Source organism: Paraburkholderia ultramafica, from assembly GCF_902859915.1.
In the GTDB taxonomy this organism is placed as follows: domain Bacteria; phylum Pseudomonadota; class Gammaproteobacteria; order Burkholderiales; family Burkholderiaceae; genus Paraburkholderia; species Paraburkholderia ultramafica.
On record NZ_CADIKK010000046.1, the window covers coordinates 20,645 to 34,454 of the forward strand.

Annotated in this window: 14 protein-coding genes; all 14 read left to right on the plus strand. The window is 62.0% G+C overall.

Going from position 1 to position 13,810, the window contains the following annotated elements:
- Positions 1–118: 118 nt before the first annotated feature.
- Positions 119–1,225, plus strand: a complete 1,107-nt coding sequence (gene plsX, locus HV744_RS32100) for a phosphate acyltransferase PlsX (RefSeq protein WP_175153345.1) — start codon at positions 119–121, stop codon at positions 1,223–1,225.
- Positions 1,225–2,214: a beta-ketoacyl-ACP synthase III gene (locus HV744_RS32105; protein ID WP_175153346.1), complete on the plus strand. Its 990-nt coding sequence runs from the start codon at positions 1,225–1,227 to the stop codon at positions 2,212–2,214. Before plsX ends, HV744_RS32105 begins: the two co-directional genes overlap by 1 nt.
- A 103-nt stretch (positions 2,215–2,317) precedes the next feature.
- Positions 2,318–3,253: an ACP S-malonyltransferase gene (gene fabD / locus HV744_RS32110; RefSeq protein ID WP_175153347.1), complete on the plus strand. Its 936-nt coding sequence runs from the start codon at positions 2,318–2,320 to the stop codon at positions 3,251–3,253.
- 125 nt (positions 3,254–3,378) lie between these two features.
- Positions 3,379–4,125, plus strand: a complete 747-nt coding sequence (fabG, locus tag HV744_RS32115) for a 3-oxoacyl-ACP reductase FabG (protein WP_175153348.1) — start codon at positions 3,379–3,381, stop codon at positions 4,123–4,125.
- A gap of 153 nt (positions 4,126–4,278) precedes the next feature.
- Positions 4,279–4,518, plus strand: coding sequence for an acyl carrier protein (gene acpP, locus HV744_RS32120; RefSeq protein WP_004197638.1), 240 nt, complete (start codon positions 4,279–4,281; stop codon positions 4,516–4,518).
- Between the two features lie 219 nt (positions 4,519–4,737).
- A complete protein-coding gene (gene fabF, locus HV744_RS32125) occupies positions 4,738–5,976 on the plus strand; it encodes a beta-ketoacyl-ACP synthase II (protein WP_175153349.1) in 1,239 nt (412 codons plus the stop codon).
- A 116-nt stretch (positions 5,977–6,092) separates the two neighbouring features.
- Positions 6,093–6,476 (plus strand): hypothetical protein, encoded by a 384-nt coding sequence (locus tag HV744_RS32130; protein ID WP_175153365.1) that lies wholly within the window; start codon positions 6,093–6,095, stop codon positions 6,474–6,476.
- A gap of 101 nt (positions 6,477–6,577) precedes the next feature.
- Positions 6,578–7,177, plus strand: a complete 600-nt coding sequence (gene rpoE / locus HV744_RS32135) for an RNA polymerase sigma factor RpoE (protein WP_006051939.1) — start codon at positions 6,578–6,580, stop codon at positions 7,175–7,177.
- A gap of 82 nt (positions 7,178–7,259) precedes the next feature.
- Entirely contained in the window at positions 7,260–7,886 is a 627-nt protein-coding gene (locus HV744_RS32140; RefSeq protein WP_175153350.1) for a sigma-E factor negative regulatory protein, read from the plus strand.
- Positions 7,887–7,890: 4 nt separating this feature from the next.
- Positions 7,891–8,934 carry a MucB/RseB C-terminal domain-containing protein gene (locus HV744_RS32145; RefSeq protein WP_175153351.1) on the plus strand — a complete coding sequence of 348 codons (1,044 nt, stop codon included), beginning with the start codon at positions 7,891–7,893 and terminating at the stop codon, positions 8,932–8,934.
- A gap of 35 nt (positions 8,935–8,969) precedes the next feature.
- A complete protein-coding gene (locus HV744_RS32150; protein ID WP_175153352.1) occupies positions 8,970–10,487 on the plus strand; it encodes a DegQ family serine endoprotease in 1,518 nt (505 codons plus the stop codon).
- The gene (locus tag HV744_RS32155; protein ID WP_175153353.1) at positions 10,484–10,747 is read left to right on the plus strand and encodes a glutaredoxin family protein; all 264 of its coding nucleotides are present in this window, start codon (positions 10,484–10,486) and stop codon (positions 10,745–10,747) included. Before HV744_RS32150 ends, HV744_RS32155 begins: the two co-directional genes overlap by 4 nt.
- Before the next feature lie 203 nt (positions 10,748–10,950).
- Positions 10,951–12,744, plus strand: a complete 1,794-nt coding sequence (gene lepA, locus HV744_RS32160) for a translation elongation factor 4 (RefSeq protein WP_175153354.1) — start codon at positions 10,951–10,953, stop codon at positions 12,742–12,744.
- An 18-nt stretch (positions 12,745–12,762) separates the two neighbouring features.
- Positions 12,763–13,656, plus strand: a complete 894-nt coding sequence (lepB, locus tag HV744_RS32165) for a signal peptidase I (protein ID WP_175153355.1) — start codon at positions 12,763–12,765, stop codon at positions 13,654–13,656.
- The last annotated feature ends 154 nt before the right edge of the window (positions 13,657–13,810 follow it).

Genomic DNA, 13,810 nt, shown 5'->3' on the forward strand with positions numbered 1-13,810 from the left:
CATTTTCCCGGCTCGGCAAAAAGGCGGCATTCAACTGCCGCTTTTTTGTGTCGATCGCACTTGGCGCTTTAGCGCCTGCTGCGATCCCATGCAGGGCGCCTGAAATTCGTCGCACTCCATGACAGTAAAGCTCACGATAGATTGCATGGGAGGCGACCACGGTCCGTCCGTGACCGTTCCCGCTGCCGTCAACTTCGTTCGTTCGCATCCCGATGCGCAGTTGCTGCTCGTCGGCATTGAAAGTGCGATTCGTGCGCAGCTGAAGAAGTTGAAGGCTCAGGACCTGCCGGCGCTGACCGTTGTGCCCGCTTCCGAAATCGTCGCCATGGACGATCCGGTCGAGGTCGCGCTGCGCAAGAAAAAAGATTCGTCCATGCGCGTGGCGCTGAACCGCGTCAAGGAAGGCGACGCGCAAGCCTGCATTTCCGCCGGCAACACCGGCGCATTGATGGCGGTCTCGCGTTACGTGCTGAAGACGCTGTCGGGCATCGAACGCCCGGCGATCGCGTCCGCACTGCCGAATCCCAATGGCTACACGATGATGCTCGACCTGGGCGCCAACGTCGACTGCGAGCCGCAGCATCTGCTGCAGTTCGCCGAGATGGGGCACGCGCTCGTGTCGGCGCTCGAAGGCCGCGAGCGGCCCACCATCGGGCTGCTCAACATCGGCGAAGAAGTCATCAAGGGCAACGACACCATCAAACGTGCCGGTGAACTGCTGCGCGCGAGTACACTTAACTTTCACGGCAACGTCGAAGGTAACGACATCTTCAAGGGCACGGTCGACGTGATCGTCTGCGACGGTTTTGTCGGCAATGTCGCGCTGAAGACGTCGGAAGGTCTCGCGCAAATGTTGTCCAACATCATCAAGGAAGAGTTCGGCCGTTCATGGCTCACCAAGGTGATGGCGGTGCTTGCACTGCCGGTATTGATGCGTTTCAAGAAACGCGTCGATCATCGGCAATACAATGGTGCCGCGCTGCTCGGTCTGCGTGGACTGGTGATCAAAAGCCACGGTTCCGCCGACGCCTACGGGTTTGAGTGGGCTATCAAACGCGGGTATGATGCCGTCAAAAACGGCGTGCTGGAGCGCCTTGCGCGAGCGATGGAAGAGAACGCAGGTTCTCTCGAACAGGCTGCGCGCGACGCTAGCGGTGCGGGTCACGCAAGCCCGATCGCAGGCCAGCCTGCCGAGCCCTACGCTGCGCAATCCTCGAAGGCATAATGGCTCAATCCACAATTTATTCCCGCGTGCTGGGTACCGGCAGCTATCTGCCGCCTAACCGCGTCACCAATCAGGATCTGGCTGAACGTCTCGCCAGCCAGGGCGTCGAGACGAGCGACGAATGGATCGTTGCCCGCACGGGCATCCATGCGCGTCACTTCGCCGAACCTGATGTCACGACCAGCGATCTGTCCTTGATCGCGGCGCAGCGCGCGATCGAAGCAGCAGATGTCGATCCGCAATCCATCGACCTGATCATCGTCGCGACCTCCACGCCGGACTTCGTGTTTCCGAGCACGGCGTGCCTGTTGCAGAACAAGCTCGGCATCAAGAACCACGGCGCCGCGTTCGACGTGCAGGCCGTCTGTTCCGGCTTCGCATATGCAGTCGCGACGGCGGACAGCTTCATTCGCAGCGGTCAGCATCGCACGGCGCTCGTGATCGGTGCGGAAACCTTCTCGCGCATTCTCGATTTCAAAGACCGCACCACCTGCGTGCTGTTCGGCGACGGCGCGGGCGCGGTGATCCTGCAGGCGTCCGAACAACCGGGCGTGCTCGCCAGCGCATTGCACGCGGACGGCAGCCATTCGAACATTCTCTGCACGCCGGGCAACGTGAACGGCGGTGTGGTGGCCGGCAGCGCGTTCCTGCATATGGACGGGCAGGCAGTGTTCAAGCTCGCCGTCAATGTGCTCGAAAAGGTCGCGGTCGAGGCGCTCGAGAAAGCCAATCTGAAGGCTGGGCAGATCGACTGGCTGATTCCGCATCAGGCCAATATCCGCATCATGCAAAGCACCTGCCGCAAGCTCGGCTTGCCGCAGGAGCGCATGGTCGTCACGGTGGGCGAGCACGGCAATACGTCGGCAGCGTCCATTCCGCTCGCATTCGACGTCGCGGTGCGCGACGGCCGCATCAAGCGCGGGCAGAACGTGCTGATCGAAGGCGTCGGCGGCGGCTTCACATGGGGCGCGTCGGTTATCCGCTTCTGATAGCGGCGGCGCATCGAGGGGCGCTGTTCGCGGCGCCCGCGCGCTGGCGTGAGGTCGACGCCGCGCGCCGCCCGCATCTGATTAAATCGAATTTGGGGACGATATGAAATTTGCGTTCGTTTTTCCTGGGCAGGGCTCGCAGACGGTCGGCATGCTCAACGCATTCGCCGAACACGCAATCGTGCGCGAGACGGTTCAGGAAGCGTCCGACGCGCTCAATCAGGACCTCGGCAAGCTGATCGCCGAAGGCCCCGCCGAAGATCTGAACCTCACCACCAATACCCAGCCCGTTATGCTGACCGCGGCCTATGCGATCTATCGCGCGTGGCAGCAGGTTGGCGGCCCGGCGCCGGCGATCGTCGCGGGCCATAGCCTGGGCGAATACACCGCGCTGGTCGCGGCCGGCGCGATCGCGTTCCGCGATGCCGTGCCGCTCGTGCGGTTTCGCGCGCAAGCGATGCAAACGGCTGTGCCGGTCGGCGAAGGCGCCATGGCCGCGATTCTCGGCCTCGACGACGACACGGTGCGCGCGGTGTGCGCGGAAGCGTCGGTGGCGGGTGTCGTCGAAGCGGTGAATTTCAATGCGCCGGCGCAAGTCGTGATCGCGGGTCATAGGGCCGCGGTCGAAAAGGCTTGCGAAGTCGCCAAGGCAAAGGGCGCCAAGCGCGCGTTGCCGCTGCCGGTGTCGGCGCCGTTCCATTCGTCGCTGCTCAAGCCGGCGTCCGATCAGTTGCGCGAGTATCTGGCGAGCGTCAACGTGCAAGTGCCGGCGATTTCCGTCATCAACAACGTCGACGTCGCCGTGGTCAACGAACCGGCTGGGATCAAGGACGCGCTGGTGCGCCAGGCGGCCGGCGCGGTGCGCTGGGTCGAAAGCGTTCAGGCGATGGCGGCTCAAGGCGTCACGCACGTGATCGAATGCGGTCCGGGCAAGGTCCTTGCGGGTTTGACCAGGCGTATCGACGGCAATCTGGCGGGCGCGTCGGTGTTCGACCCGGCGTCGCTCGAAGAAACGCTGAAGCTCGTGACGGCAGGTTGAAGGCCGCGTCTCGTAGGCGCCGGAAGACCTGCGCTTAATAGACGCATCCAGCCGGACGCATCAAGCCGCATCACGCATCGGCATCAGGAATCAATCAGCCCTCCGAACGGGCATCCGGACGACAGATGGAAAAGACACTCGACAAGCAGATCGCAATCGTGACGGGCGCCTCGCGCGGCATTGGCCGTGCGATCGCATTGGAACTGGCGCGCCAGGGCGCGACGGTGATCGGCACGGCGACCAGCGAAAGCGGCGCCACGGCGATCACCGAAGCGTTTAATGCGGCCGGCGTGAACGGCCGCGGCGCGGTGCTCAACGTGAACGACGCAGCCGCGGCGGAAGCGCTGATCGACGGTACGGTGAAGGAATTCGGCGCGCTGCACGTGCTGGTGAACAACGCCGGCATCACGCAGGATCAGCTCGCCATGCGCATGAAGGACGACGACTGGGACGCGGTGATCGACACCAACCTCAAGTCGGTGTTCCGACTGTCGCGCGCGGTGCTGCGCCCGATGATGAAAGCGAAGGGCGGCCGCATCATCAACATCACCTCGGTGGTCGGCTCGTCCGGCAACCCGGGGCAGATCAACTACGCGGCCGCTAAAGCGGGCGTCGCGGGCATGACGCGCTCGCTCGCACGCGAGATCGGCAGCCGCAACATCACCGTGAATTGCGTCGCGCCGGGCTTCATCGATACCGACATGACCAAAGGCTTGCCGGAAGAGCAGCAGACCGCATTGAAGACGCAGATTCCGCTGGGCCGTCTCGGCAGCCCGGAAGATATCGCGCATGCCGTCGCGTTCCTGGCGTCGCCGCAAGCGGGCTATATCACTGGCACGACACTGCATGTGAACGGCGGAATGTACATGTAGTAACCAAATTCGGTTACTATCCGCGCCTTGATGCGTTTGCAAAAGCGTAAGGCGCATGCCTTGACATGAACCCGATGCGCTGCTTTTTGCCGGGTCAAACCTGATAAAATGCGCGCACCTGTATTTTTGAACTTCTTTTCCCTTGGAGGGGTAATGGACAATATCGAACAGCGCGTCAAGAAGATCGTCGCAGAACAACTGGGAGTTGCAGAAGCTGAAATCAAGAACGAAGCTTCGTTCGTGAACGACCTCGGCGCCGACTCGCTCGACACCGTTGAGCTCGTGATGGCCCTCGAAGACGAATTCGGCATGGAAATTCCGGATGAAGAAGCCGAGAAGATCACCACCGTTCAGCAAGCGATCGACTACGCTCGCGCGAACGTCAAGGCCTAAAGTCATTCGCGCCTGCGTTTCTGCGTTGGCGGCGTATGACGCCCTGCCGTGTCGGTTGCCGACGCCAGCAGGGTTGGCGCTTTTTGCCGTGCAGGAGCCAGCGATGTTGACAGCGCAACTTTTCGCGCGATTGCCGACTTAACAGCCACAGGGCACACAGGGCAGATTCCTGTGGCCGCTGTGGCTTTTGCTTTTGTCATCTATGAAAAAGGGGTTACCGTGAGCCGCCGTCGTGTTGTTGTTACAGGCCTGGGGCTGATTTCGCCTGTTGGCAATAATGTTGCCGACGGCTGGGCCAATCTGGTCGCCGGCAAGTCAGGTATTGCCGATATCACGAAGTTCGATGCGTCGAACTTTTCGACTCGTTTCGCCGGCGAGGTGAAGGGCTTCAATATCGAGGACTACATCCCCGGTAAGGAAGCGCGCCATATGGATACGTTCATCCATTACGGCGTGGCTGCGGGCATCCAGGCGATGCAGGACAGCGGCCTCGAAGTCACCGACGAGAATTCGGAGCGCATCGGCGTGGTGGTCGGTTCGGGCATCGGCGGCCTGCCGATGATCGAAGTGACGCAAACCGAGCTGCTCAATCGCGGCCCGCGCCGTATTTCGCCGTTCTTCGTGCCGGCGTCGATCATCAACATGATCTCCGGCCATCTGTCGATCAAGTTCGGCATCAAGGGTCCGAATCTCGCGATCGTCACTGCATGTACCACGGGTCTGCACTGCATCGGCGAGGCTTCGCGCCTGATCGAATACGGCGACGCCGACGTGATGATCGCGGGCGGTGCGGAATCCACCGTGTCGCCGCTCGGTATCGGCGGCTTTGCGGCGGCGCGCGCGCTGTCGCAGCGCAATGACGACCCGGCCACCGCGAGCCGTCCGTGGGACAAGGATCGCGACGGTTTCGTGCTGGGCGAAGGCGCGGGCGTGATGGTGCTCGAAGAGTACGAACACGCGAAGGCGCGCGGCGCGAAGATTTACGCCGAAGTCGGCGGCTATGGGATGAGTGGCGACGCCTATCACATGACCGCGCCACTGGAAGACGGCGACGGCGCACGCCGCTGCATGCTGGCCGCGATGAAGAATGCGGGCATCAATTCAGATCAGGTGAATTACCTGAACGCGCACGGCACGTCCACGCCGCTCGGCGACCTGGCTGAGACCACCGGCATCAAGCGCGCCTTCGGCGATCACGCCAAAGACATGGTCGTGAACTCGACCAAGTCGATGACGGGGCACCTGTTGGGCGGCGCCGGCGGTCTGGAGTCGGTGTTCACCGTGCTGGCCGTGCATCATCAGGTGTCGCCGCCGACCATCAACATCTTCAATCAGGATCCGGCCTGCGATCTCGACTACTGTGCGAACACCGCGCGGGAGATGAAGATCGACGTCGCGCTGAAGAACTCGTTCGGCTTCGGCGGCACGAACGGCACGCTGGTCTTCAAGCGCGCCTGATCGCCTGAAAGCGGGTGACGCGCCAGTCGACGACGCCGACTCTGCCGGCGTTCCCCCTTGCACCGGCAACGCCCGAAGGAGCGACGCAGCGGATTGTGCTCCGTCGCTCCTTCGCCATGCGCGTTGCGTTGGGGATCTTCGTGCTGACTGCGACGTCGGCCGCTTACACCGGCATCGCGTCGCATCTGGGCGCGTGGCAGGCCGTTCCGTTGACGCTCGCCGTGGGAGCGCTGCTGACGCTTTGCGCGATCAGGCATGAGCGGGCGCAGCCGGTTACGCTAAGAATCGGGCGCGACGAGCTAGCCGTCTGGGGCCGGGCAGGCACGCTGCTGGCGCGGGGGCGGATTGCCGGCTGTGCGCAGTGGAGCGACCGTTTGCTGGTCCTCGCGCTCAAGCCGGAACAGGGGCGTGCGAGCACCTTGCTGCTTGCCGCCGACGCACTTCCGGCGCCCGTCTTCCGGGAACTGTCGGTGCTGGGCCGACGTGCCGCCGGCGCCTGACTGTAACGACTGTAACCGCTGTTACCGGAGTAACGTACCCAAATGATGGGGAAGCTACAATGGTGCCCCGCCATGCGCCCTATAGTTAACGGATTTATCAGGTGAGCGAAAAAGAAATTGATCAGGTGCTGGTCGAACGCGTCCAGAAGGGCGACAAGGCCGCGTTCGAGCTTCTGGTCTCCAAATACCACCGCAAGATTCTCCGGCTGATCTCGCGCCTCGTGCGGGATCCCGCCGAAGTGGAAGACGTAGCGCAGGACGCCTTTATCAAGGCGTATCGGGCGTTACCGCAATTTCGCGGGGAATCGGCCTTTTATACGTGGTTGTACCGGATTGCGGTCAACACGGCAAAGAACTACCTTGCCACCCAGGGGCGGCGCGCACCGACTTCGACCGAAGCAGATGCTGAAGAAGCTGAAACTTTCTCGGACGCCGACCAACTAAGGGATATCAACACGCCTGAGTCGATGTTGATGAGCAAGCAGATCGCTGAGACGGTCAATGCTGCGATGGCGGTTTTACCGGAAGAGTTGCGCACCGCCATTACTCTTCGTGAAATTGAAGGTTTGAGCTACGAGGAAATCGCTGAGATGATGGGTTGCCCAATCGGCACCGTCAGATCACGAATTTTCCGCGCTCGCGAAGCCATTGCGGCAAAATTGCGTCCGTTGCTTGACACACCCGAAGGCAAGCGCTGGTAATTCCCAGCCGGCCGACCGGGGCATGGGTGCAATATCTGGATTAGTGGTGTCACTACGGGGTATTCGTAAGATGGGGAGCATCATGGGGTCGGTCTCGATGCAATCGCAAGCCAGTTCGCGCGGCGAGCGTCTGTCAGCTTTTGTGGACGGTGAGCTGTTCGGCGAAGAGCATCTGAATCTGGACAAGTTTCTTTCCGGGCTGGACGGCGAAGATCGCGCCGCGTGGTCGAGCTATCACCTGATCGGCGACGCGTTGCGTTCCGACGATCTGGCGTTCAGCCCCGCGACGAGCAGTGCGTTCCTGAACGGTTTCGCCGCGCGCTTCGAAAGCGAGGCGCACGTGCTTGCGCCCGCCGCAATACCGGTCGCGCGCCGCTTGCTGGCGCTGCGCCGCCGTGTCGTGCCGGCTTTTGCCGTGGCTGCCGCCGCGGTCACGCTGACGTGGATTGTCGTGCCGCAACTGCAAGGCGTGCCGGGCGGTCCGGGTGCGCAGATCGCGTCGATCCAGTCGCATGGCGATTCGGTGCAGCGCGTGGCGATCGCGTCGGTGCCTGCGGCAGTCCAGCCGATCGCGCAGGACGCCAACATCATCCGTGACGCAAGTCTCGATCAATATCTGGAAGCCCACCAGCAATTCGCGCAACAACCGGTCATGGCGGGCTCGATGCCGGTGATTCGCGCTGCCTCCGTCTCTACGCAAGGCCAATAGTTTGATGCAGACTCTGCGGTTGAATAAAACGACTATCTGGGGGCGGCTGCCGGCATTTCTGTTCTGCGCAGCCGTATTGTTGTCCGCTACACCGCGGGTCTTTGCACAAACCGCCGATCCGCTTGTCGCCCGTCGCACGGCTGCGGATCTGCTCGATCGCATCCATCAGGCCGCCCAGCAGCAAAACTACGAGGGCGCGTTCGTCTACCAGCGTGGCAATTTCGTGCAGACGTCGCGGATTGCGCACTACGCGACCCACACGGACGGCGAATTCGAGCAGCTCGAGAGCCTCGACGGCAAGCCGCGCAAAATGCTGCGTCATAACGACGATCTCTACACGTTCGTGCCGGAGCGGCGTCTGTTGGTGGTCGAGAAGCGCCAGAACAAAGACGCGTTCCCAGCATTGCTGGCAGTGAGCGGCGAGCAGGTCCTGTCCGTCTACGAACCCAAGCTGCTTGGAGACGACCGCGTCGCGGGCATCGACAGCCAGGTGATAGAGCTCGATCCGAAAGACGCGTATCGCTTTGCCTACAAGCTTTGGGCCGACAACAAGACCGGCCTGCTGCTGCGTGCACAGACCCTCGACCCGAACGGTCAGGTGCTCGAACAGCTGTCGTTCTCGCAGGTTCGCATCGGCGTGCCGGTCGACAAGGCGGGCATCGTCAACGGCATTCGTAATACGGCAGGGTGGACGATGGTGCGTCCGCCAGTCGAGCCGGTCGACATGGCCGCGCAAGGCTGGCAGTTCGCGCCGACGGTGCCGGGCTTCCGCATGATTCGTCAATTGCGCCGTCCGATGGCCGCGCGTGAAGCAGGCCAGCCGACTATTCCGGTGGATCAGGCCGTATTTTCCGACGGTCTTGCGGCCATTTCGGTGTTCGTCGAGCCGGTCGAGAACAACACGCGCAAGGAAGGCTCGGGTAGCAGCGGCGCCACGCACGTGCTCGTCAAGCGCCGCGGCGACTTCTGGATTACTCTGCTTGGTGAAGTGCCCCAGACCACGTTGCAGCAATTTGCGGCTGCCATAGAATACAAGGCTCCGAAGTAACCCTCCGAATCCTGAATCCCTCGGCTTGCTACGATATGACGACTTTCTCGGTGCGCAAATTCCTCGCGGCCGCGGTGGTAGCGGCGTGTTTGCCGCTCGTACCGCATACGGCGTCGGCGGCTCCTGCTGCCAATCTGCCCGACTTCACCGATCTGGTCGACAAAGTCGGACCGGCGGTCGTCAACATTCGCACGACCACGCGCGTGTCGAACAGCAGTACCCGCGGCGGCCTGCCGCCGGGTATGGACGACGGCGACATGTCGGAGTTTTTCCGTCGCTTCTTCGGCATTCCGATGCCGCAGTCGCCGCAATCACCCGGTGCGCCGCGCGGCGGTGACAACGGCGGCGGCAGTGGCGGCAGCCAGGACACGCCGGATAGCAACGAACCGGAACAGAACAGCGGTGTCGGCTCGGGCTTCATCCTGTCGGCGGACGGCTATGTGATGACCAATGCCCATGTCATCGACGACGCGGACACCATCTACGTCACGCTGACCGACAAGCGCGAATTCAAGGCGAAACTGATCGGCGTCGACGACCGGACCGACGTCGCCGTCGTGAAGATCAGCGCTGCGAACCTGCCGACCATCACGATCGGCGATTCGAACAAGGTGCGCGTGGGCGAGTGGGTGGTCGCGATCGGCTCGCCGTTCGGTCTCGAGAATACCGTGACGGCCGGCATCGTCAGCGCGAAGGGGCGCGATACCGGCGACTATCTGCCGTTTATCCAGACCGACGTGGCCGTCAATCCGGGCAATTCGGGCGGTCCGCTGATCAACATGCAGGGCGAGGTGATCGGCATCAACTCGCAGATTTACAGCCGCACCGGCGGGTTCATGGGCATCTCGTTCGCGATTCCGATCGACGAGGCGATGCGCGTGGCCGATCAGCTGAAGAGCCAGGGCAAGGTGGTGCGCGGCCGTATCGCGGTGGCGATCGGCGAAGTCACCAAAGACGTCGCCGATTCGCTCGGTCTGCCCAAGGCGCAGGGCGCGCTGGTCAGCAGTGTCGAACCGGGCGGCCCGGCCGATAAGGCCGGCGTGCAGCCGGGCGACATCATCCTGAAGTTCAACGGTCATTCGGTCGACACGGCAACGGATCTGCCGCGCATGGTCGGCGATACGAAGCCTGGCACCAAGTCGACGATCACGATCTGGCGCAAGGGGCAAACGCGCGATCTGCCGGTCACGATCGCCGAGATGCAGCCGGACAAGACCGCGAAGGCGGATCAGAAGAAGCCGCAGCCGCCGAAGCAGCGCGCGACGAACGTGCTGGGTCTCGCCGTTAGCGATATCCCCGCGGATCAGCTGAAGGCGCTGAAGCTCCGCAACGGCGTGCAGATCGACGCGGTGGACGGGCCAGCAGCACGCGTCGGCCTGCAAAAGGGCGACATCGTTCTGCGGGTGGGCGACACGGACATCACGAGCGCGAAGCAGTTCGACGAACTCAGCTCGCACCTCGATTCGCAGAAGATGGTTGCGCTGCTGGTGCGTCGTGGCGAGAACACGCAGTTCGTGCCGATCCGTCCGCGTAGCGCCAGCACGCAGAAATGACAGAGGCGGCGCCGCTCACGCTTTATGGGCGCGCGTGGTGCCATCTCTGCGACGATATGCGCGCCGCGCTCGATCCGTTGCTGGCTGAATTCGGCGCGCAAGTCGAGGTGGTCGACGTCGACAGCGATCCGGTGCTGGAAGCCCGTTACAACGAACTGGTGCCGGTTCTAGTCTGTGATGGCGTCGAACTGTGCCACTATCACCTCGACGTAGCGCGGGTCCGTATCGCACTAGCCGCACGTGTCGCGGCGGCCCCCTGAGATTGCTCAGGGGTTCAACGACTGCGCAAACGCGCGCTGTTCTCACCCAGTTTCACGCCTCTCCTGAGCCGTCTTTTCCGCCCGGGCTTCGCAAGATGCGCCGGGCGATAGCCTTTTCGGCTAAAATAGATAGGTTTTTCACCTACTTACAAGGCGTGCTCCGCTGTTGTCCGAGCGCGCCTTTTTCGCTTGATCGGCACTGAATGGATCATATTCGTAACTTCTCGATCATTGCGCACATCGACCATGGCAAGTCGACGCTCGCCGATCGCATCATCCAGATCTGCGGTGGCCTGTCCGACCGCGAGATGGAATCCCAGGTGCTCGACTCGATGGATCTCGAGCGCGAGCGCGGCATCACCATCAAGGCACAAACCGCCGCACTGACGTACCGCGCCCGTGACGGGCAGGTCTACAACCTGAACATGATCGACACGCCGGGCCACGTCGACTTCTCGTACGAAGTCAGCCGCTCGCTGTCCGCATGCGAAGGCGCGCTGCTGGTCGTCGACGCGAGCCAGGGCGTGGAGGCGCAAACCGTCGCCAACTGCTACACGGCGATCGAACTCGGCGTCGACGTGATTCCGGTGCTCAACAAGATCGACCTGCCGGCTGCGAACCCCGAAAACGCGATCGCCGAAATCGAAGACGTGATCGGCATCGACGCGGCCGACGCCACGCGTTGCAGCGCGAAGACCGGCCTGGGCGTCGAAGACGTGCTCGAGGCGCTGATCGCGAAAGTACCGCCGCCGAAGGGCGATCCTGAAGCGCCGTTGCAGGCGCTGATCATCGACTCGTGGTTCGACAACTACGTCGGCGTCGTGATGCTGGTGCGCATCGTCAACGGCACGCTGCGTCCGAAGGACAAGATCCGCATGATGGCGACCGGCGCGCAATATCCGGTCGAGCACATCGGCGTGTTCACGCCGAAGTCGAAGAATCTCGAATCGTTGTCGGCGGGGCAGGTGGGTTTCATCATCGCCGGCATCAAGGAACTGGCCGCGGCGAAGGTGGGCGACACCGTCACGCTGGTGAACCGGCCGGCCCCCGAACCGCTGCCCGGCTTCAAGGAAGTGAAGCCGCAGGTGTTCGCCGGCCTCTATCCAGTCGAAGCGAACCAGTATGACGCGCTGCGTGACTCGCTCGAGAAGCTCAAGCTCAACGACGCGTCGCTGCAGTACGAGCCGGAAGTTTCGCAGGCGCTCGGTTTCGGTTTCCGTTGCGGCTTCCTGGGTCTGCTGCACATGGAGATCGTGCAGGAACGTCTCGAGCGCGAGTTCGACATGGACCTGATCACCACGGCGCCGACCGTGGTGTACGAAGTCCTGCAGCGCGACGGCACGACCATCATGGTCGAGAATCCGGCCAAGATGCCGGAGCCGTCGAAGATCGAAGAAGTGCGCGAGCCGATCGTCACCGTAAATCTGTACATGCCGCAAGACTACGTCGGCTCGGTGATCACGCTGTGCACGCAAAAGCGCGGTACGCAGATCAACATGCAGTATCACGGCCGTCAGGTGCAGTTGACCTACGAAATCCCGATGGGCGAAGTCGTGCTCGACTTCTTCGATCGTCTGAAGTCGATTTCGCGCGGCTACGCGTCGATGGATTACGAGTTCAAGGAATACCGCGCGTCCGACGTCGTGAAGGTCGACATGCTGATCAACGGCGACAAGGTGGATGCACTGTCGGTCATCGTGCACCGTTCGCAAAGCCAGTATCGCGGCCGCGAAGTGGCGGCGAAAATGCGCGAGCTGATTCCGCGTCAGATGTACGACGTGGCGATTCAGGCCACCATCGGCTCGAACATTATTGCGCGCGAAAACATTAAAGCGTTGCGTAAGAACGTGCTGGCAAAATGCTACGGCGGTGACATTTCGCGTAAGAAGAAGCTGCTGGAAAAGCAGAAGGCAGGCAAGAAGCGAATGAAGCAAGTGGGCTCGGTCGAGATTCCGCAAGAGGCTTTCCTCGCGATCCTGCGTGTCGAAGACAAATAAGTTGAATAACGGAACGCTATGAATTTTGCGCTGATTCTTTTTGTGCTCGTCATTTTGACGGGCGTCGCATGGGTCGCGGACAAACTGGTTTTCCTGCCGAAACGGCGCCGCGCGGCAGAAGCCGCGGTCGCCGAATTCGACCGCCAGCAGGAGCGCATCGGCGAGCGTTTCGCCGATGAAAACGCGGCGCAAACGCGTGCGCGTCTGCGTGACGACAAGCTGCGTCAGCCGTGGTGGCTCGAGTATTCGGCGAGCTTTTTCCCGGTGATTCTGGTGGTGTTCGTGGTGCGCTCGTTCGTGGTCGAACCGTTCAAGATTCCGTCAGGTTCGATGGTGCCGACGTTGCTGGTGGGCGACTTCATCCTCGTCAATAAATTCGAATACGGCATCCGCCTGCCGATCACCAATACGAAGATCACCGAAGGCCGTCCGCTCTCGCGCGGCGACGTGGTGGTGTTCCGTTACCCGAAAGACGAATCGGTCGACTACATCAAGCGCGTGATCGGCCTGCCGGGCGACGTCGTCGAGTATCAGGACAAGAAACTCACGGTCAACGGCAAGCTGGTGCCGGAAACGCCGCTGCCCGATTACCTCGACGAAGAACGCCTCGGTTACGCGAAGCAGTTTGAAGAAGATATCGACGGCCGCAAGAACGCGATTCTGAACAATCCGGCCGTGCCGCCGTTCATCGTCGGCGCCGAAGATTTTCCGTATCGCGACAACTGCACGTACAACGCACGCGGCGTGATTTGCAAAGTGCCGCCGGGCAATTACTTCATGATGGGCGACAACCGCGATAACAGTGCGGACAGCCGTTACTGGGGTTTTGCGCCGGACAGGAATATCGTCGGCCGCGCATTTTTTATCTGGATGAACTTCAGCGATCTGCGACGCATCGGCTCATTCCATTGAATTCGTCTGCGTCGATTGCACGACACGCCGCGCGGCTGGCCGTACCTCGGTCATGTCAGTCGCGGCGTGTTGTTACGCTACTTTAAGAACCCGCGGTAACGTCGCTTCACCACGCTTTTTCCGCAGGCCGCCCCACGTTTTCGCCGGGTCCGGC